Below are 18,901 nucleotides of genomic sequence, written 5' to 3' on the forward strand. Positions count from 1 at the left end.
ATATCTACAAAATAAGTTGGTTACGATTTTGCTTCCTTTTTATATAAAAATTAGAACGAGCTAATTAATTTCTAATTTAATGTAGTGAAATATTACTCATAGAGATAAAAAGCTTGCCATTTTCATTAATGGCAAGCTTTTTTAAGCAAATAATATCTAATAATAGAAGGATCAATTTTTGGGCACTCCATACATGCCCACCAACCTAAGATTTTGAAGTATCCCCAAAACGAAAATTTTATCCTTTCATAGTTGTCCATAGAAATTCAGTTCATTTTTTTCGTGTTGAGAAAGAATGTATTTCTTAGCTTAATAGCAATGTAGTGCTACTCCAGCTTAAAAATATTATTAGGTAACACAATATAAAATCAAACAGTTAAAGGAGCAATAATCTATGTTAAAACTTGTGCATAACGAGACCCACCCTACATTCTTTGAGCAATTTTTCTTTGAAAATCCTGTTCAAAATGATGTTTTTATAATTGAAGTTAACAAAAAACATTTCTTTTTCGAATACGATGCTGTGATTGCTATGATCAAAAAATCAAACTCAAAACAACAAGAATATGTTAAAAGACAACTGCAAATGTATCACTATTTAAGCCAGGACTTAAGTACTTGTTTACAAGCAATCGCAACAGATTACATAAGAAGAATTTTCGAAGAGAACAAAGAAATGGAATGCAAGATTGGAGCCTCACACTCCATCCAACACATGAACTATAGAAGAAACTTATCCAAAGTGGCAAAATGGAGAACTAACGGGAGTTAAGTTCGGGGCTATTGAAACTAAAGAAAAATACTTTTTATAAAATAGTGAAAGAATATGGAGAAAACGAAGTGGCAACTAACTTATAAAGAATTGAAGACGAAAGTTACTTAAAGTAGAAAATTCGGCTTCTTTTATATCGAAGTTTGCTTAGCGTATATTTTCGTTAAAATACGGGTAGTACCTCATCGCTATCGAGCTAAGCTCATACAACATCAATTATAGTAGAGGTCGTTTCTTTTTCTAAAGGCTACGTGTAAGGAATTTAAAGACCCCCTCAGGGATCAATGAATTCCTAAGGGGGTGCCTACATGATATAACATATTTACAATTACGTTACGTTTAAAATACGTATCTTTTTCATTTACCTTATAACCATCCTATTTAAGTGTATAAGAACTATGCTTTTGAGATAAAAGTCATTACTTGTTTTATAAACTCGTAACCAAAATAACCACTAAATCCGAATAGGACTATTGCGGCAAATATAGATACCCTTTTAATAAAGGTTGGATTTAGAAAACGTCTAGTAAAATGAACAAAGCTTAATAAGATCATATCATGCATTAAGATACCTAATAAAATACCTACAGCTATTAATATAAATGTAGATGTGCTTGCATTACCTAATGAAGAAACTAGAACCGGACCAAAAACCCCTATCCAAAATACAATATTAGCCGGTGATATAGCAATCATAAAACCAGATAAATAAGCTGATAATAAAGATTTATTAGGATCTTCTCCCTCCATGTTAACTTCTGACTTTGCCTCTTTAATACTTTCTATTCCAATAAACATTAAAAATACAAAACCTAGTAGCCACATAACTGTTTCTACCCATGGGTTGGTTAATACACTAGAGAACCCTAGATAAATCAGAACTATTAAAGATAAATCTACAGTCATTCCTCCTATACCTACAAACCAACCATGTACGAAACCATTTCTCATTCCTTGTTTAGTCATTTGGACTGTCATAGCACCTGCAGGTATCGCTAAAGATAAACCTAACAATATATATGTGAAAAGTGTTATAATCATAAAAATTCTCCTATTATAAGTATTGTAATAATCAAACCCTTTTTCTTTTTCCTCGGGTTCAGCAAATAGAGCCAGAGCACGGCGACTTTTCACATTACTTCTAGCAAGCACAAAAAACCCACAAAAAGAATACATGCCTAAAATCCCATAAGGTCCTTTACATGTTCAGCATTCTTTTTAGATGTTAATTTTTCAAGTAATAAAAACGCAACATCAAAAGCTGTGCCTGGATTTGATGATGTAATAATATTTCCATCTTGTACTATTAAATCATTTTGTACTATTGCACCAAAATTCTTTAACTGCTCTTTTCGTTTACTCGTTGGATGACTGTATGTGGTAGCTTTTTTACCTACAAGAATTCCACTTTTGCCAAGCGTTAATGATGCAACACAAATACTGGCAATAGGCTTCTGCTTGGCATAAAAATGTTGAATAACATGTAAGAATTCTCTACTGTATGCATCCCGATAAAAACCCGCCTCTTCAAATCCTCCTGGAATAGCTAGTGCATCAAATTCATCTAATTGAATATCATCAACCGTTTTTTCCGGTATGACAGTAAAATTCCAAGTACAAGTTAATTTATTCCGAAGACCAACTGTTACGACCTCGGTTGATCCATCTCCCTCCCATTTATTCCAGCCTAGTACATCTGTAAATACACTAGCTTCTACTGCTTCAAACCCGTCAGCTAATAATAATAAAATCTTTTTCATATCGTAAACCGCCTCCTTCTACCCTTATTTTATACAAGTATAGAAGGCTGATAAATAAGTTCAATAAGGATATTTGATTGTTCGGCTTTATTTTATAAAGAATTTAGGTTATTCTATTTTATAAAAAAAGGCTGGGTAATTTATGGATCAAATTGATAAAAAAATCGTGGGACTATTACAGTCAAATGCAAAAATTTCAATGAAGGATTTAGCGGAAGCGGTTCACTTATCTTCCCCGTCAGTAACTGAGCGAGTACGAAAGTTAGAGGAACAACAAATTATTGAAGGTTACCATGCACATGTTTCTCTAAAAAAAATAAATCGTCCAATTTCTGCACTTATACTGTTTAAATCAACAAATTGTAAATCATTATCTAACTTTTGCTATAATCATCCAGATGTACTCGAGTGTTATAGAGTAGCAGGAGAAATTAGCTATATTGTCAAAATAGCAACACATTCTGTAGAAAGTTTAGAACAATTTATTGATGATTCAATGCAATATGGTACTCCATCAACGAATATTGTGTTATCTTCTTATGAAAAAAAGATAATTACTCCTTTTATTAGTGAAGAGTAAAAATACTAGCATAATTAATTAACTATTGCTTATGCAGAAGGATAATTTTTGTATGTTATATAAAAAAATAAAGACGTTATATTTTTTTAAAAGGAGTGTAATTACAATGAATTTTTCTAATAAATCAGTGATCATAACAGGGGCTGGAAATGGAATCGGGAGAGAAATTGCTTTACATTATGCAGAAAAAGGGGCCAATGTTATTTTAGCAGATATAGACGAAAAAGCAGGTGCAAAAATAGTTACTAAGATAAAAGAACAGGGTAAAGAAGCACTTTTCGTACAAACAGATATAAGGCTCGAAACAAATATTATTCGATTAATGGAAGTAGCTAATCAAACATACGGTCAGATAGATATTTTAATCAATAATGCCGGAAAAGAGTTATTCAAGTCCCCTTACGATATTTCGTTAGAAGAATGGGACGATGTGATCAATACAAACTTAAGAAGTGTTTTCTTGGGTTCGCGTGAAGCAGCAAAGTATATGCGTCATAACAAAGAAGGTGGATCTATTGTGAATATCGCCTCTACAAGGGCGATTATGTCTGAGCCAAATTCAGAATCTTATGCTGCCACAAAAGGTGGGATCGTTGCTATTACACATGCGCTCGCAGCCTCATTTAGCGAAGATAGGATTACAGTGAATGCTATTTCCCCAGGTTGGATTGAAACAGGAGATTATTCAAAATTAAGTAAAATTGATCATGAACAGCACCTATCAAAGCGTGTAGGAACACCAGATGATATTGCACGAGCCTGTCTGTATTTAACAGCCAGTGAAAATGATTTTGTTACAGGTATAAACCTTGTCGTAGACGGTGGAATGACGAGGAAAATGATGTATGAGGAATAGGCGGTAATCAATCAAGAAATACAGATTCGCTATCAATAAAGCCTACTTTATCCAAGGTGATTTACCGAATCATCATGTGAATTTGAAATACAATTGAACTGTCTATAAAAAAGATGAACTGGAATTTCCTATCTCTAATAAAGAAGGGGTTTCTGTTTTTCTTTCGGATGAAACATTTGAAAGTGAATAAAAACCATGAAGTACTCAATGCAAGGACACCAACTACACTAAGAGCGTTAGTTAGATAAAAAATAGAATATATCATATAGCTAGTAAGAGATATTAGTATCACTGAAAGGGCTGTTAATAGCTATTGAAAAGCATAATTTAATCAATCTCAATTACATCACAAAACTTAAATATCCTTTGATTATAAAAAGCATCGGTACAAGTAATCGCCTCATTTAATAGATTTCTATTAGCTGCCGTTCTGTATTTTTTATAAAAATATATTAAAATATTCAGATGAATCTTTTATTAATTCATAACCCCTCCTCAAAAAATAGTAAAAACTACACTTGTGAAATCAATATTTTCTGTTTGCACTTTATATAAATCGATATGTCTCCACCTTAATTTTTGTTTTTTGTAATCCCCACTAATTCTTTTCTCAAATCCCCCAAAATGGATTTGAGAAATTAGGGAACTATAATGTCGTATTGAAACATATTAAGGGGGACAAAAGGTGAACAAGGAAATGAATTATGGAAGTGATTACAAATTTATTCCAGCAACTTCAATTGAAAGTGGTCACGGCATCGAAGTATTACCTGATTTATTTTGCTACACGATTCAAATCGTCAACATATGTTTTGTTGGGAATCCGCATACCGATGATTTTGTTTTAGTTGACGCTGGAATGCCTAAATGTGCAAATGAAATTATCTCTGTTGCTCAGGAGCGATTTGGTACAAATAGCCGTCCAAAAGCAATTATTTTAACTCATGGGCATTTTGATCATGTTGGAGGAATAATTGAACTCATTAAATATTGGGATGTTCCAGTCTATGCCCATCAAATGGAGATACCGTTTTTGACTGGACAACAAAGCTATCCTGAACCAGATCCAACAGTTGAAGGTGGTATGGTAGCGAAAATGTCTCCCCTGTTCCCTAATGAACCGATTGATTTAGGATATAGCGTAAAAGCACTACCTATCGATGGAACTGTTCCCCATATGCCAGAGTTTAGATGGATTCATACACCAGGGCATACTCCTGGGCATATTTCATTATTCCGAGAGAAAGACCGAACTTTAATTGCTGGGGACGCTTTTGTTACAGTGAAACAGGAGTATCTGTATAAAGTAATAACTCAAGAACAGGAAATAGGCGGTCCGCCTCGTTATTTAACAACAGACTGGAAAGCTGCTAAAGGGTCAGTTATTAAGCTAGAGAAGTTAAAGCCTCTAACCGCTGTTACTGGACATGGGATACCGATGTCAGGTGACTTGCTATCAACAAGCCTCAAAACACTTGTTCAAGAATTTGATAAAATTGCTGTACCTGATTACGGAAAATATGTAGATAAAAAGATGCATTAAATGCGGAAATACTTTGTTTGTTTTTATATTAACGAATCAAAATATAATGCAAAATCAAAACACCAAAAAATATTAAGTTTAATATAAAAAACATTGCACTTAGGCAACATCACTATTATAAGAATGGAACTACCCTTTGTGAATAAAGCACGATATTCCGCAAATACTATCTATAGTATAAGCCTGCTTCTTACCTAGGTTGTACTTCTTACCATTAAAGGGTGATTAAAACGGGTTACGCTATATAAAAGCATAATCCGTTTTTAATGAAATATTGTATTCCATATACGTTTAAACAATGGAGGAAAATGATGAAACATATTGTTGCCTTATTAATTAAATACACAGCGATAACTGCAGTATTGCTAATCATGCTCAGTATCTTTCAAGGCATTTCAATTCCTAGAGTATTACTAATTTCTCTTTTTCTTACGGGAGCTGCCTATTTAATCGGAGACCTCTTGATTTTACCTAAATACGGAAATATGATTGCTACAATGGCAGATTTCGGCTTAAGCTTTTTCGGAACTTGGTTACTAACATCCTTGTTTACTAATTTAGATGCTACTCGTAACATTGGACTTTCTTCATTCTTAGCCGCATTAATTATTGGCGGAATAGAGGTTTTCTTCCACATTTATATGAAGAGACTAGTACTGCGTAACGATGATGAATTAAGAAATCACAACCATATTCATCATGATAAATATGCTATGGAAATGTCAGATGAATATATGGATTCTTCTACAATAAATAAATCTAAAGTTGAGGATACATCTAAAAAATAAAAAAGTGGCCAATGCCACTTTTTTATTTTTGTTTATTAAGCTTGATCAGAATTTCTTACATGTAATGGAGGTGGAACTACCCACCCTTTTTTCTTACTTAAACGCAGCAACGTTACACCTGCTTGCGCTTTTTTCATATGAAATTGTCCAAATAGCATCCCTACATCCTCTCGAAGACATTTCCCCATCACTTGACTACATGTCACAAGTCCAGCTGCTAGCCCTGCAGATACAGCAGCAGCAATTTCAACATCATTAATACGTGCCCCTGGGGGAATGTCTTCGATAGATGCAACTGGTCGTTCTGGAGGAGCAGGCGGTAAAGCTACCCCATTAATCTTTAAAAGAGTTTTTAACTCTTCTACTTCTGAATTCATATCATTTTCAATTAAGCTTTCTAAAAACTTCTTCAAATCTTCGTCACCTGTGTGGTTCATAAATACTTGATGGCTTGCAATTGCACCTTGTGCTGCTAAAAGATAACTCCAAATATCAAATACTTCTCCGTAATGTAACGGTTCATTTTGAGGATTTCCACTTAAAATACCCACTTTTAAATTCCTCCCTTTCGAAAATATCATAATAAATATTGATTTCAATATTGAAATCAAATTTTTAAGTATGCTTTTTCCTGCAAAAGATTTTCTACTATGCATGGAAAACACCTTTCCAACACTGCGTGTTTATTGTTTAGGAAAGTCGTTTACAAATAAAATACTCAAAGATTATGAAAGAAGATTATCAATAATCTTTGAGTGAGAATCTGTTTAATATAAGGTTTTTTATTTTTATGAATACACAAAAGAAATTGATTTACATATTTGCTATATTTTATGCCAATTTACTTAGCGGTTAGCTCTACCACCAAGTTGTTGTTCTGCCATTGCTACTAAACGCTTTGTAATTTCACCACCAACAGATCCGTTTGAACGAGCTGTTGTATCTGCACCAAGTTGTACACCAAACTCTTGTGCAATTTCATATTTCATTTGATCAAGAGCTTGTTCAGCGCCTCGAACTAATAATTCATTACGACTTCCACTATTATTATTTGCCATATCGTTTCACCTCCAATGTTTTTAATATGCTACAAATTATGAAATAATAATTATCCTTTTTATGGGAATTAAATTATGTATAAATATTGAGTTTCTTCTTAAAATAGGGCAAAGACATAAGAAAGAAGAGCTACTATAACGTACTTTCATAACAACAATATGTATAAATTTCTCTTTACTAAAGATTTCTGTTTTGCCAAGAGATACATATAAATTATGAAAAATAATTTATAAGGAGATATGAGATGAAAGCTGTAACCTATCAAGGACCAAACCAAGTACAAGTTAAACAAGTTGATGATGCGAAGTTAGAGAAAAAAGACGATATTATTGTAAAAATTACTTCAACCGCTATTTGCGGTTCTGATTTACATTTATATCAAGGGAACATGCCTTTACCGCAAGGGTACATTATTGGTCATGAACCAATGGGCATTGTTGAAGAAGTTGGTCCAGATGTTACTAAAGTGAAAAAAGGAGATCGTGTTGTCATCCCCTTCAACGTTTCTTGTGGACATTGTTTCTATTGCCAACATGAAATGGAAAGCCAATGTGATAACTCCAATCCTCATTATGATTCTGGTGGATACTTTGGTTATACAGAGAAATTTGGTAACCATCCAGGCGGACAAGCAGAATATTTAAAAGTTCCTTTTGGAAATTTCACTCCATTTGTTATACCGGAATCATGCGAACTTGAAGATGAATCTTTACTGTTTTTATCCGATGTTTTGCCAACAGCCTATTGGAGTGTAATAAACGCAGGTGTTAAGCCAGGTGATACTGTTATCGTCCTAGGTTGTGGACCTGTTGGATTAATGACACAAAAATTTGCTTGGATGCAAGGTGCTAAGCGCGTAATCGCAGTCGATTACTTAGATTATCGTATAAATTATGCAAAAAAGATTAACAATGTTGAGGTATTTGAGTTTACAAAATTCCCCGATATGGGAGAACATTTAAAGGAAATCACACATGGCGGTGCCGATGTAGTCATTGATTGCGTGGGCATGGATGGAAAAAAATCGCCACTAGAATTTCTAGAACAAAAGTTAAAATTACAAGGCGGAACTCTCGGTCCTATTCAAATCGCTACGAAAGCCGTAAGAAAATATGGAACGGTTCAAATGACTGGCGTTTATGGTGGCAATTATAATGCATTTCCACTCGGAGCATTTTGGGTTAGAAATATTAATCTTAAAATGGGACAAGCACCTGTTATTCATTTTATGCCGGAACTATTTGAAAAAATAACAAATAAAGAATTTGATCCAAAAGAGATTATTACACACAAAATCCCCCTTGAAGAAGCAAGCTACGGTTATCAAATTTTTAATAATCGTGAAGATGATTGTATTAAAGTTATTTTAAAACCTTGAAAATTGTTATGTGACTGAACCTTTTATTTTTCTATGCAGTAGACTGCTAAAAATAAACCTACTGCATAGAAAATTATTCTAATCAATCTCAATTACATCAAAAAACTTAAAAGTACGCTTATTACAAAAAGCATCCGTACAAGTAATCGTCTCTATTAATGGATTAATCTCCACTACTGTTATGTAATTTTTATATAAATAACCATCTTTATAATATGTAAGTAAAACCTCTTCCTCACCTAAAAATGAAGTTAATAGCTTATTTTCAATCATTTCTTTTTCATCTTGCGTTACAATTGGACGCGAGGCTTTCGTTTGCTCCTTTATCATTTCTTTAATAACTACGAACTGCTCCGGCATACTGGCAAACGGTTGCCACTTTACCATACCTCTTCCTTTTGGCATATTAGCATTCTTCACGATTTGTGCCCTCCTAATAATGTGTTTCTATATCTTGCTGTTGCGACGCTTGTGTAGGAAATACCTCGTAAAATACTGTTCTTACCAAATCGTGTTCGAATTTCGTCCATAACTTTCGTTAATCTCATTTCTTTTTCTCTTTGTACAATGTTATCGAAAAGCGAAATTTGCTCTTCCCCTTCATTAATAAGGTTTGTTAATGAAACACTTACTGATCGAATCGGCTCTCCTGTATGGCGCTCATATAAAAAATATGTACAAACATTATAAATATCCATCGTTAAATTTGTTGCTCTATTTAACGTATGTGCCTTTTTTATTCCCCCACCGTATTCCCTGCTATATCCAACTGAAAAATGAATTGTTTGCGCGCATTTCTTTTCTCGTCTCAATCTATAACAAACCTCTTCTATATGCTCTAATAAAATAACTATGAACTCTTCTACCGAATAATCACGCAATAATATTTGGCTTTTCGCTATAGATGTTGTCACTGGAACGTATTTTTCTGCTATTCTACTAAAATCAATTCCGTTACTATGTAGATGTAATTCTTCTCCTATTACACCAAATGATTGCTTTAAATATTTCAAAGGATACTGAGCTAACTCTCCAATGGTATGTATACCTTTTCGATTCAATTTCATTTCTGTTTTATACGATATACCCCAAAATTTACTGAGTGGTCTAATACTCCATAACTTCTCGGGTATATCGTCATACGTCCACTGCGCTATTCCATCCCTATTCTTTTTCGCTTCCACATCCATCGCTACTTTACTTAATAATAAATTAGGCCCAATACCAATCGTACTTTCAATCCTTGTACGTTCATATATTTCTCGCTTGAACTTTAATGCAAAATCGCGCGGATTACTGGCAAACAAATGAATACTTGCGGTCATATCCATAAAAAATTCATCGATACTATATTGATGAAAATCTTCCGGTGCGACATACTGCAAAGCCAAACCCGTTATGAAAGTTGAACACTTCATATACGTATGCATAATTGGATTCACAATAATAATATCTGGTCGCTTCGGTATTTCGTACAAACGAGCCATCTTCTTTATTCCTAACGCTTTTAATGGCGGTGTTGCTGCTAATACAATTGATCCGCTCTGATTCACATCCCCTACGACAGCCAATTTTGTATATCTTGGATCAAGTCCTTTTTTAATACATGATACGCTTGCATAAAAGCTACGAAGGTCTACACAAAGAATAATACGATTCGGTAAAAGAGAATAATCATACAAGGTTATCACTCCTAACAAAAAGAACATTCGTTCTTATTATATACGAACTCATGTTCTTTTTAAAGGTGTTTCTATGAAAATTTTGGTTAAAATGACCGGGCTTTAAAAATCTAAAAACACTTAAGAGCCCTACAATATTCAAATACTGTTTTCACCATTAGGAGATGACACTGTATTTAGTTCTAAAAAATCTCACTCAATGCATACTACATATAATTAAGAATGATATTTACGCGCTATCAATCACGGTGGGAAAAACTCTGTATACAAAACAGCTAGAATTTCAAGTAACTGATGAACATAAAAACTACTAAAATTCATTTCAGCTTTCATGTCTCTAATTCATATATTCTTCTAAATTTATTTTCAGCAAAATCTCCTACATAGCACCTGTGCCAAGATTCATCTGCATAACTAGTTACATTCTCCTTTTTGCTATTATTAATAGCTTAGTAATAAAAGCTGTTAAACAGCAAAGGTGCGAAGTCCTAAATTAGACTTCGCACCTTATACAAATTTATAATCAGTGACGATACAAACACAACTACAATAATATATACATAATAATCACTCATTATATCTGTTACTTCTTTAATCGGCTGGAGAGAATACAATATATAAACCAATCCTTTTACTTAGCCACCTCTCATTATCGGATTGATTGTTTCTAGATACTTAATTCCCTCTATACTAATTTTAATCGGTAATCTATTCCGATTAAAATTACAAATGATAAATGTATCCAGTTTTCCTTTTTGCCTACTTGCTAAATTCAGCAATTAAAACGTTTTTAAAAGACTCTGGATTATTAATCTTAAAACTGTTCGAATTGACGGCCAATGTATGTTTGCCTCCAAGTGTTCCACCAGCAAAAGTGGAAAACCCTAGAACGCCACCTCTGTGTCCCCATACCGAGACACCATTCGGAAGCTTAATTTCAAGGATTCCAAGACCATATCCGGTTCCCTCCCTATTTGTAGGAACTGTAGTAAGCATTTGTTTTAACTGCTGTTCCTTCAGTAATTTACCACCTAGTAAGTAAGAGAAGAATTTGTTTAAATCGTCAGCAGTAGAAATCATATCTCCATCCGAGCTACCTGGGTTAATATAAGTAACGTCTTTTAGCTCACTCGCTCCGTCTAGTTGCAAATAGCCACGGGCATGCTTGGTGCCTGGAATCACGCTTGAATTACCAGGTAGAAATGTATTTGACAAATCAAGCGGTTCAATAATTCGGTTTTCAACCTCTTCCGCATAACTGTTGCCAGTTACTTTTTCAATAAGAATCCCCAGTAATACGTAACCTGTGTTTGAATAAGACCAACCCTTTCCTGGTGCAAAATCTGGGGAAAGAGAAATCCCCATTTTGACGAATTCTTCAGCCGTATACGATTTTTTTGTATCCATAATATCGAAGTCTTTTGAATTTATATAATCAGCAATACCACTTGTATGATTCAATATTTGACGGATAGTAATCTGGTTACCATCATATCCGTTTCCTTGAATAACGCCAGGTAACCATTTTTCAATGGAGTCGTCTAGATTCAAACGGTTCTCTCCAGATAATTGAAGTAGAACTGTTGCAATGAACGTTTTCGTCACACTACCAATGCGAAAGCGAAAATCTGCTTTCATTGGTTTCTTAGTTCTCAGATCCGCTATCCCAGCGGTATAACTCCAAGTTTTACCACCCTTAGAAATTTGAGCGAGTATTCCCGGGTATCCAAGTTGCAGTTCATCTCGTATTGCTTTCTTAACGGAATTACGATCGCTTTGCGTACTTGTTTGTAACGAACTAGATACATTTTGCGTAGGTTCTGCTTTTACAACTGATGTTGTTGTTATGTATAACAGGGAACTTCCACCTATTAAAAGTGCTAGACTTGCACATGTAATTTTACTGCGTGTTTTCATAAAAAATTCCTCTCTTCTATTAAAATTGTATAGATAGTTGATAGAAGTGTCATATACGAACCACACAGCTATCCATTCTCCAAATGATGAAAAGGCAACAATGCATTTGCAATCATTGTACTCATTATTTTCACAAAACACTCTTGTTACTGATTGTTTGTTTTATATGTAGGCCGTAATTGTTCCCCCCTTCACGCCTCCTTATATTTTTATCCTACACAATGAAAATCTCTTTTTTCTTACCTATTCCTTACAAATTCATTACATACAAAATCACTTGTACAATAGGGTTGAAGTAGCATCTGTGCCCGAAAGCGCAAAAAACACCGATGCTTTTCGCTTCAGTGTTTTTTGCGCTTTACATATTGAAGATTCGTTTTACTCTTAACAGCTTAAATTGCTGATTTTTTCTAATGCGATTATTCTTCTTGCTATATAAAACAAATTTCATAGTGTTATATGAAACACTATGAAATTTGTCATTAAGGCACATTATTCTAAATTTATTGATGTAGTTGAGATGGACTCACTTTTTGAATTTGAACAAGTATATCAAACGCTTTACCTAATGATATATCAACAGTTTTTGGTATATCAGGCCCTTCGGTGGTTATTCCAGCGAAAATTGGATGTTGTTCGTTTAACCAAGTTTTTGTCACGCCGTTCGCCTTACGTAAATCAATAAAAAATTGATCTTTTTTCACCTGTCCAAAAATGTAGTTATAACTGTTTAGATCATCTAATTTTAATGTTCCATATGGGCCGAATTCACCATTGCTATTCTTGACATTGTATTGTCCTTCATAAACTGACGTTCCAATAGATACGTACCGTTTTCCGTAATATTCTGCTAAATGCTGCCCAGCTACTTTAGGATATATAAAAGGAAGCATATTTGTTTTCGAAATGTGTCCATTATGTCCCCATACAATGGTTTTTCCTAAATGTTCTTCAGTCCACTTCGCATTTTCATACATTGCAATATCATGTTTCAAATAAAAATCCGCTGGTTTATCAGGAGGTGTCGCTAACATTGTAGTAAACTGTTCAATAATACGAGCATTTTGCTTTATCCATGCAAACTCTTTAGATTTTCCATTTAAATAGCTTTTATTTTCCTCTAATAAAGCACTAATTTGTTTAGCATCTAAAACATACTTTTCTTTTTCTTCTTTCGTAAGACTTTCAAAAGTATTCATATCCTTTGTTACAGGAATAAGACCTTTTATCTGCTCTTCTACTCTAGGCAATAGTTTTGAATTGTTCGCTTTAATATATTCTGTTATATTATTATAAACATTCTCGTTTACTGATTGAATGTCCATCCCGATGATACGTACTTTAGATTTATGTTTTGGATTAGCATTATATTGCCGAATCCAATCAAGTAAATCTAGCATTTCTTTCGTCTTAAATACAGGTGTTAGATGTTGGCTTGGGTTTCCCTTACCAGTAAGAACATATCGATCAAGTTCCAAGGCCCTGTCCCATCCCTCTTCTAAAACTAGATTGGTAAAGCCCTTTTCAGATACTAAATACTTAACAATGCGGTGTTTCATCGTAAAAACTTCATGAGCCCCATGCGTAGCTTCACCTAAACCTACAATTGAAGCTGAACCTACCATATCCTTAAGTGGTTTCAAATCATTAAGAGATGCAGTTGGATTAGTTGTTTTTAAAGGCTTTGCATGTGCTTCTAACCATTTCGCTATTTGATTTGTATTATAGGGAGCTGTAACAGAAACCTCTGTTTTCGAATCTGCATAAGTATTTCCTACAAAATGAGTCATTGTTATAGCAGAAGCAACAATTGCAATAATTATTTTCTTTTTCATAAAAAACCTCCTGAAATATTTACTTATAGCTTTTTGACATACTCTGCCAACTTCCGTTTAAAACATTCATTTTCTTATTACTGTTAAGATACATTTATTCTAGTTCCTAAAACTCACTTATTTCTTAATAGGTTCTTAAGAAATTCTTAATTCACTTATACGAATATAAAACTAAATAAGCTTCAATTCATTGTATTGTAAATTCCTCATTGCATAACATTATAATGTACAGATATTTGTTATAAATGATGTTATCTAAAGTATTCAATTTCAGTATGTATTATTAACGTAGTTAATATATGGTTAATATGAAGTTCCAAATTTTGATTGTTTGTAGTCTCTTTATCATAGAGTTAATTTAGGGGTTATTTTTTGTTCACTTCATTTTTTTCGGCACTCTGCATCTAGACAGTATACCCATTGGCCACAGTTAGACTATTTCAAATCAAAAAAATAGATTACCTGCACACTAAAAAGTATAGTGCACAGGTAATCTAGTTGTTTTTGAGATTAATAAAAAACTAATTTATTTTTTGAATTCTTCCATCAATAATAGACTGAATTGGTTCTTTTGATTTTTTTATATAATCTACTAATGCTTCAAAATCAGTTGGTCCTGTTTCAGCATCTTTACCGTTTTTAAAGGATACAAATCCATCTCCACCTGAAGCTAGAAATGCGTTCGCAACGACGCTGTAAGTTTTAGAAGGAATGATTTCTTCTCCATTTGTTAAGCGAATACTTGTTACTTTTTCTCCATTAGGCTTGTTCGCATCCCAAGTGTATTGGATTCCTGAAATTTGAAGCATTCTTGTTATGTCTTTTTGCCATTGTTGATTTAAAATATCACGAATGTCTTGACCTGTTAAATTTACTTTTATTAATTGATTTCCGAATGGTTGAATACCATATATCTCTCCCCATGTAATATCACCAGCATCTAAGTCATTACGAATACCACCAGGATTCATAAGTGCAATTTGAGATTGCATTGTTGTACGCTGGGCATCAGCAACTAAATTTCCAAGAGTAGATTCACCAGCCGTATTGAGTTTGCGATCTAGTGGCGCAATAGACTTACCTACAACTTCATTAACAAGAGGTGCGATTTTTGCTTGATATTTCTCCATCTTCTTCTTGATTTTTTTATCAGGCTCTATGCCTTCATGGTAAGTTGTAACAATTTCTGCTTTTTTCTCAACAATATCTTGTGTTTTACGATCAATCTTTACATCAACATCAGCAAAAGCCATACCATATGAATTTGCTTGTACGACAAGTTTATTATTAACAGTTCCATTTACATAGGTGTGGCTATGCCCACCAAAAATAACATCGACTTCTGGATCAGTCTCATTTGCTAATCGGACGATATCACCATTTGTTACGCCGTTCCCATCTGTTATACCTCCGTTATGTGCAAGAACAACGATAGATTTAACGCCTAGTTTTTTTAATTGCTTTACGGATTTGTTAATAGCTTCAACTTCATCTGTAATTTCTACATTCTTTAGCATAGTAGGCATAACAAGATTAGGAACATCCGTTGTTACGACTCCGATAAATCCAACAGGAACTCCTTGTACCTTTTTTATAGTGAATGGTGGTAAAAATAAACGACCGGTGGATTTATTATAGAAATTTGCAGCAACATATGGGAATTTTGCTCCTTTAAAATTCCCTGTTTTCTCATGGTATCCACCATAAATAAGGCGGTTCATTTCTTCAACACCTTCATCAAATTCATGATTTCCTATCGTTCCAACATCGAATTTCAAATCATTTAGAAATTCAATTGTAGGTTCGTCTTGTAATAATGCTGAAACAGGAGTACTTGCTCCAACAACATCGCCGGCATGTACCTTTAATGTATTTGGATTTTGTTTTTCACGATCACGTAAATAAGCCCCTAAGTACTCAATTCCCCCTGCATCTTTATTGTTAATTTTTTTTACAGTGTCTAGTTGCCCATGAAAATCGTTAATACCGAGCATTTGTACATCTATGTAGCGGTTTTGTTCTGTACTTGCTTGGATTGAAGGCGCAGCAAATACACTAGTAAAAGTAACTGTACTTAATGCTAAAGCAACTGGAATGATTTTTTTCAACATAAAATTTCTCTCCCCTAATTAAAATCTGACATAATACGATGTTATTTTAATATATTAAGAGAATTATTTCTACAAAAATTCTACTAATTATAAAAATTAATAAGATTTTATTTTTTTCTGACAAATAACTCCTTCCTCAAAAATGTGAAGGTGTAAAACGTCAATTTTAAGTGGAGGATGAATATTTGTAAGCTTAAGCCTACACTTTTTATTAGGATGTAAAGGGCCCCACTCAACTTAAGAAACTTCACTACCCAAAACAAGAAAATGTGCGTTTCTTTGTTTGGAGGATTATTCAAAATATTATCTTGATCGTAATATAGCAATACATCTAAAAGACCTAAAAAAACTCTAATCAATAAATTTTTGCTGTTAAGAAGAATATTCAATTCGAAACTAATGAATATTTATCAACCTAACATATCATTACCACCATTAAAAAAAGAATAGAAATTTCGTTATGAAAGATTTCTATCCTTTGAATTGATTACGGTGGTGCACTACTCCGCATTAAAAAAAGATGCTCCTGGCTTTATCCAAGAGCATCTTTTTTTAGATTTATTTTTACTTGTTTATAATTTATCAATTAACAATTATATAGTTGTAATCAGTCCTTTAAAAATAATAGGAGTGCTTCATTAAATTCTTTAGCATGCGTTGCATTTAGCCCATGTGGACCACCCTTTATTAAGGCTACTTTAGAATTAGGAATTGCTTCATGTGTTAATTTCCCACTATATTCATATGGTACAGTTGCATCAGAATCACCGTGAATAATAAGAGTAGGTATATTAAACTTCTCCAAGTCTTTTCTAAAATCTGTCTTACTAAAGGCGGTAATACAATCAAGTGTTCCTTTAGGTGATGCACTGGCTGCAATATCCCAATTATATAAACGGAATGGCTCACTAACTAAATCTGTTCGATTACCAGCCGCGAAAAATCCCTTAGTAAATTCATCAAGAAATGCAAGGCGGTCATTTATCACACCACTTTTGAATGCTTCAATTGTTGCATCATCTAAGGCCCCTTCAGGATGATCCTCTGATTTGTATAAATATGGAGGAACTGCCCCAGCAAAAACAGCCTTTTCAATACGATCTGTTCCATACGTACTAATATACCGGGCTACTTCGCCTCCCCCCATAGAAAAACCAACAAGTGTGACATTTTGAAGCTCTAAATGTTCTAATAGTTGATGTAAATCAGAAGTAAAGGTATCATATTCATACCCTTCCCACGGCTGAGATGATTGTCCAAATCCTCGACGATCATATGTTATAACTCTGTATCCAGCCTCAACAAGAGCGGGAACTTGGTATTCCCAAGATCGACCACTTAACGGCCAACCATGAATGAGTACAACTGGTTTTCCTGTGCCATGATCCTCATAATATATCTCAATTGGTTCTTGATTTTCGGTTCCTACAGTAATTTTAGCCATGCTTCTACCTCCCAAAAATATTCTAATATGTATCCTTTTTTTCAATAATCCGGATGAATGTCATAACCTATTCATGCACGTTTATATTGTGAACTCTAAGTATGAAACTCTATTGTTCCAATGCATTCATTTTCTCCTTTTGGAACAATCCCCCCTCTAATACCTTTTTCATCATAAAATAATTACTGAACATTACTCCTATTCAATTGTAATAACAAAAATAGGTGACTATCAATATCATTCTATCTATAGGATGTATAGGTAAAACCAATCTATTTTATAGTGAAAACAACTATAGTTACAACCTATACAAATTATAGATAATTTAGAATTGATTAACGAATCAGTTTTCAAATACTATAAATTTGTATAGCACTTCATGTTCTGTGAATGCTGCTATAACCAATATTATTGGTCAGCTTAGTTATAAACGACGAAACTTATGATAGTATTCGACTATTTAAACTTTCTTCGATTACTTAATTTTTAGGAGGAATACATAATGACTGATCTCTATTCTCGTATTAACAAAGATGATGCTGTCGTGCTTTTAGTAGATCATCAAACTGGTCTTATGTCCGGACTAGTACGTGACTATGGTGTTGATGAATTCAAGAACAATGTTTTAGCTCTTGCTCATACTGCTAAGTTTTTTGATTTACCAGTTATTTTAACAACAAGTTTCGAAAACGGGCCTAATGGACCTTTAATGCAAGAATTGGTTGATCTCTTTCCTCATGCACCAAAAATAGCTCGACCTGGACAAATTAACGCATGGGATAATGATGATTTTGTAAAAGCAATCGAAGAAACTGGAAAAAAACAACTTATCATCGCAGGCGTAGTTACGGACGTTTGTGTTGCTTTCCCGGCACTTTCCGCTATAAAAGCTGGATATGAAGTATTTGCTGTTACGGATGCTTCAGGAACTTTCAGTAAACAAGTTGCAGATGCTGCCAATACTCGTATGGCACATAGTGGTGTACAACTTATGAACTGGTTTAGCGTAGCTTGCGAATTACAACGCGATTGGCGCAACGATGTCGAAGGTTTTGGCAATTTGCTTGCTAGCAATCTTCCAGGCTATCAAAATATAATTGGAAGCTATAGGGGAGCTCAGCGAGATCTTAGTAAACAAAATGCATAAATGTATTTCAAAGAAATAGCTTTAAATCA

Annotated in this window: 17 protein-coding genes; 7 read left to right on the forward strand and 10 right to left on the reverse strand. The window is 33.8% G+C overall.

The window, feature by feature from the left end:
- Positions 1-394 precede the first annotated feature (394 nt).
- The gene (locus AC1Q8L_RS17510; RefSeq protein WP_000916338.1) at positions 395-772 is read left to right on the forward strand and encodes a hypothetical protein; all 378 of its coding nucleotides are present in this window, start codon (positions 395-397) and stop codon (positions 770-772) included.
- Positions 773-1,168: 396 nt separating this feature from the next.
- On the opposite strand, the gene AC1Q8L_RS17515 is transcribed toward AC1Q8L_RS17510, so the two are convergent.
- Together AC1Q8L_RS17515 and AC1Q8L_RS17520 are read right to left on the reverse strand one after the other, a co-directional pair.
- Positions 1,169-1,813, reverse strand: a complete 645-nt coding sequence (locus AC1Q8L_RS17515) for a LysE family translocator (RefSeq protein WP_000587495.1) — start codon at positions 1,811-1,813, stop codon at positions 1,169-1,171.
- 137 nt (positions 1,814-1,950) lie between these two features.
- Positions 1,951-2,532, reverse strand: coding sequence for a DJ-1/PfpI family protein (locus tag AC1Q8L_RS17520; RefSeq protein WP_000722336.1), 582 nt, complete (start codon positions 2,530-2,532; stop codon positions 1,951-1,953).
- A gap of 142 nt (positions 2,533-2,674) precedes the next feature.
- Between AC1Q8L_RS17520 and AC1Q8L_RS17525 the strand changes: the two genes are divergently transcribed.
- From AC1Q8L_RS17525 to AC1Q8L_RS17540, 4 genes are all read left to right on the forward strand, one after another.
- Entirely contained in the window at positions 2,675-3,112 is a 438-nt protein-coding gene (locus AC1Q8L_RS17525) for an Lrp/AsnC family transcriptional regulator (RefSeq protein WP_000372089.1), read from the forward strand.
- A gap of 106 nt (positions 3,113-3,218) precedes the next feature.
- Complete coding sequence (locus tag AC1Q8L_RS17530) at positions 3,219-3,968, forward strand: glucose 1-dehydrogenase (protein WP_025118605.1); 750 nt, start codon at positions 3,219-3,221, stop codon at positions 3,966-3,968.
- A 685-nt stretch (positions 3,969-4,653) separates the two neighbouring features.
- A complete protein-coding gene (locus AC1Q8L_RS17535) occupies positions 4,654-5,511 on the forward strand; it encodes an MBL fold metallo-hydrolase (protein ID WP_098311840.1) in 858 nt (285 codons plus the stop codon).
- A 311-nt stretch (positions 5,512-5,822) separates the two neighbouring features.
- Positions 5,823-6,299 (forward strand): YndM family protein, encoded by a 477-nt coding sequence (locus AC1Q8L_RS17540; protein ID WP_025118607.1) that lies wholly within the window; start codon positions 5,823-5,825, stop codon positions 6,297-6,299.
- Positions 6,300-6,334: 35 nt separating this feature from the next.
- Here AC1Q8L_RS17540 and AC1Q8L_RS17545 read toward each other — a convergent pair whose 3' ends face one another.
- Together AC1Q8L_RS17545 and sasP are read right to left on the reverse strand one after the other, a co-directional pair.
- On the reverse strand, positions 6,335-6,850 hold the full coding sequence (locus tag AC1Q8L_RS17545; RefSeq protein ID WP_000512135.1) for a DUF3231 family protein: 516 nt from the start codon (positions 6,848-6,850) through the stop codon (positions 6,335-6,337).
- 294 nt (positions 6,851-7,144) lie between these two features.
- Positions 7,145-7,357 carry a small acid-soluble spore protein, SasP family gene (sasP, locus tag AC1Q8L_RS17550; RefSeq protein WP_000002841.1) on the reverse strand — a complete coding sequence of 71 codons (213 nt, stop codon included), beginning with the start codon at positions 7,355-7,357 and terminating at the stop codon, positions 7,145-7,147.
- Positions 7,358-7,602: 245 nt separating this feature from the next.
- Here sasP and AC1Q8L_RS17555 point away from each other — a divergent pair, with 245 nt between their 5' ends.
- On the forward strand, positions 7,603-8,736 hold the full coding sequence (locus AC1Q8L_RS17555) for a zinc-dependent alcohol dehydrogenase (RefSeq protein WP_000649083.1): 1,134 nt from the start codon (positions 7,603-7,605) through the stop codon (positions 8,734-8,736).
- A gap of 78 nt (positions 8,737-8,814) precedes the next feature.
- Here AC1Q8L_RS17555 and AC1Q8L_RS17560 read toward each other — a convergent pair whose 3' ends face one another.
- The 6 genes from AC1Q8L_RS17560 to AC1Q8L_RS17585 all read right to left on the reverse strand — a co-directional run bounded on the left by AC1Q8L_RS17560 (position 8,815) and on the right by AC1Q8L_RS17585 (position 17,725).
- A complete protein-coding gene (locus AC1Q8L_RS17560) occupies positions 8,815-9,156 on the reverse strand; it encodes a YolD-like family protein (RefSeq protein ID WP_000786249.1) in 342 nt (113 codons plus the stop codon).
- Positions 9,153-10,418, reverse strand: a complete 1,266-nt coding sequence (locus AC1Q8L_RS17565; RefSeq protein WP_000272621.1) for a Y-family DNA polymerase — start codon at positions 10,416-10,418, stop codon at positions 9,153-9,155. Before AC1Q8L_RS17565 ends, AC1Q8L_RS17560 begins: the two co-directional genes overlap by 4 nt.
- 759 nt (positions 10,419-11,177) lie before the next feature.
- Positions 11,178-12,335, reverse strand: coding sequence for a serine hydrolase domain-containing protein (locus AC1Q8L_RS17570; RefSeq protein WP_000857812.1), 1,158 nt, complete (start codon positions 12,333-12,335; stop codon positions 11,178-11,180).
- Positions 12,336-12,838: 503 nt separating this feature from the next.
- Entirely contained in the window at positions 12,839-14,170 is a 1,332-nt protein-coding gene (locus AC1Q8L_RS17575) for an erythromycin esterase family protein (RefSeq protein ID WP_025118610.1), read from the reverse strand.
- Positions 14,171-14,691: 521 nt separating this feature from the next.
- Positions 14,692-16,281: a bifunctional metallophosphatase/5'-nucleotidase gene (locus AC1Q8L_RS17580; RefSeq protein ID WP_016512618.1), complete on the reverse strand. Its 1,590-nt coding sequence runs from the start codon at positions 16,279-16,281 to the stop codon at positions 14,692-14,694.
- A gap of 607 nt (positions 16,282-16,888) precedes the next feature.
- On the reverse strand, positions 16,889-17,725 hold the full coding sequence (locus tag AC1Q8L_RS17585) for a bromoperoxidase (RefSeq protein ID WP_001074328.1): 837 nt from the start codon (positions 17,723-17,725) through the stop codon (positions 16,889-16,891).
- A 502-nt stretch (positions 17,726-18,227) separates the two neighbouring features.
- Between AC1Q8L_RS17585 and ycaC the strand changes: the two genes are divergently transcribed.
- The gene (gene ycaC, locus AC1Q8L_RS17590) at positions 18,228-18,872 is read left to right on the forward strand and encodes an isochorismate family cysteine hydrolase YcaC (protein WP_000131214.1); all 645 of its coding nucleotides are present in this window, start codon (positions 18,228-18,230) and stop codon (positions 18,870-18,872) included.
- The last annotated feature ends 29 nt before the right edge of the window (positions 18,873-18,901 follow it).

This window comes from Bacillus sp. GW823-FHT06A11 (genome assembly GCF_058795355.1).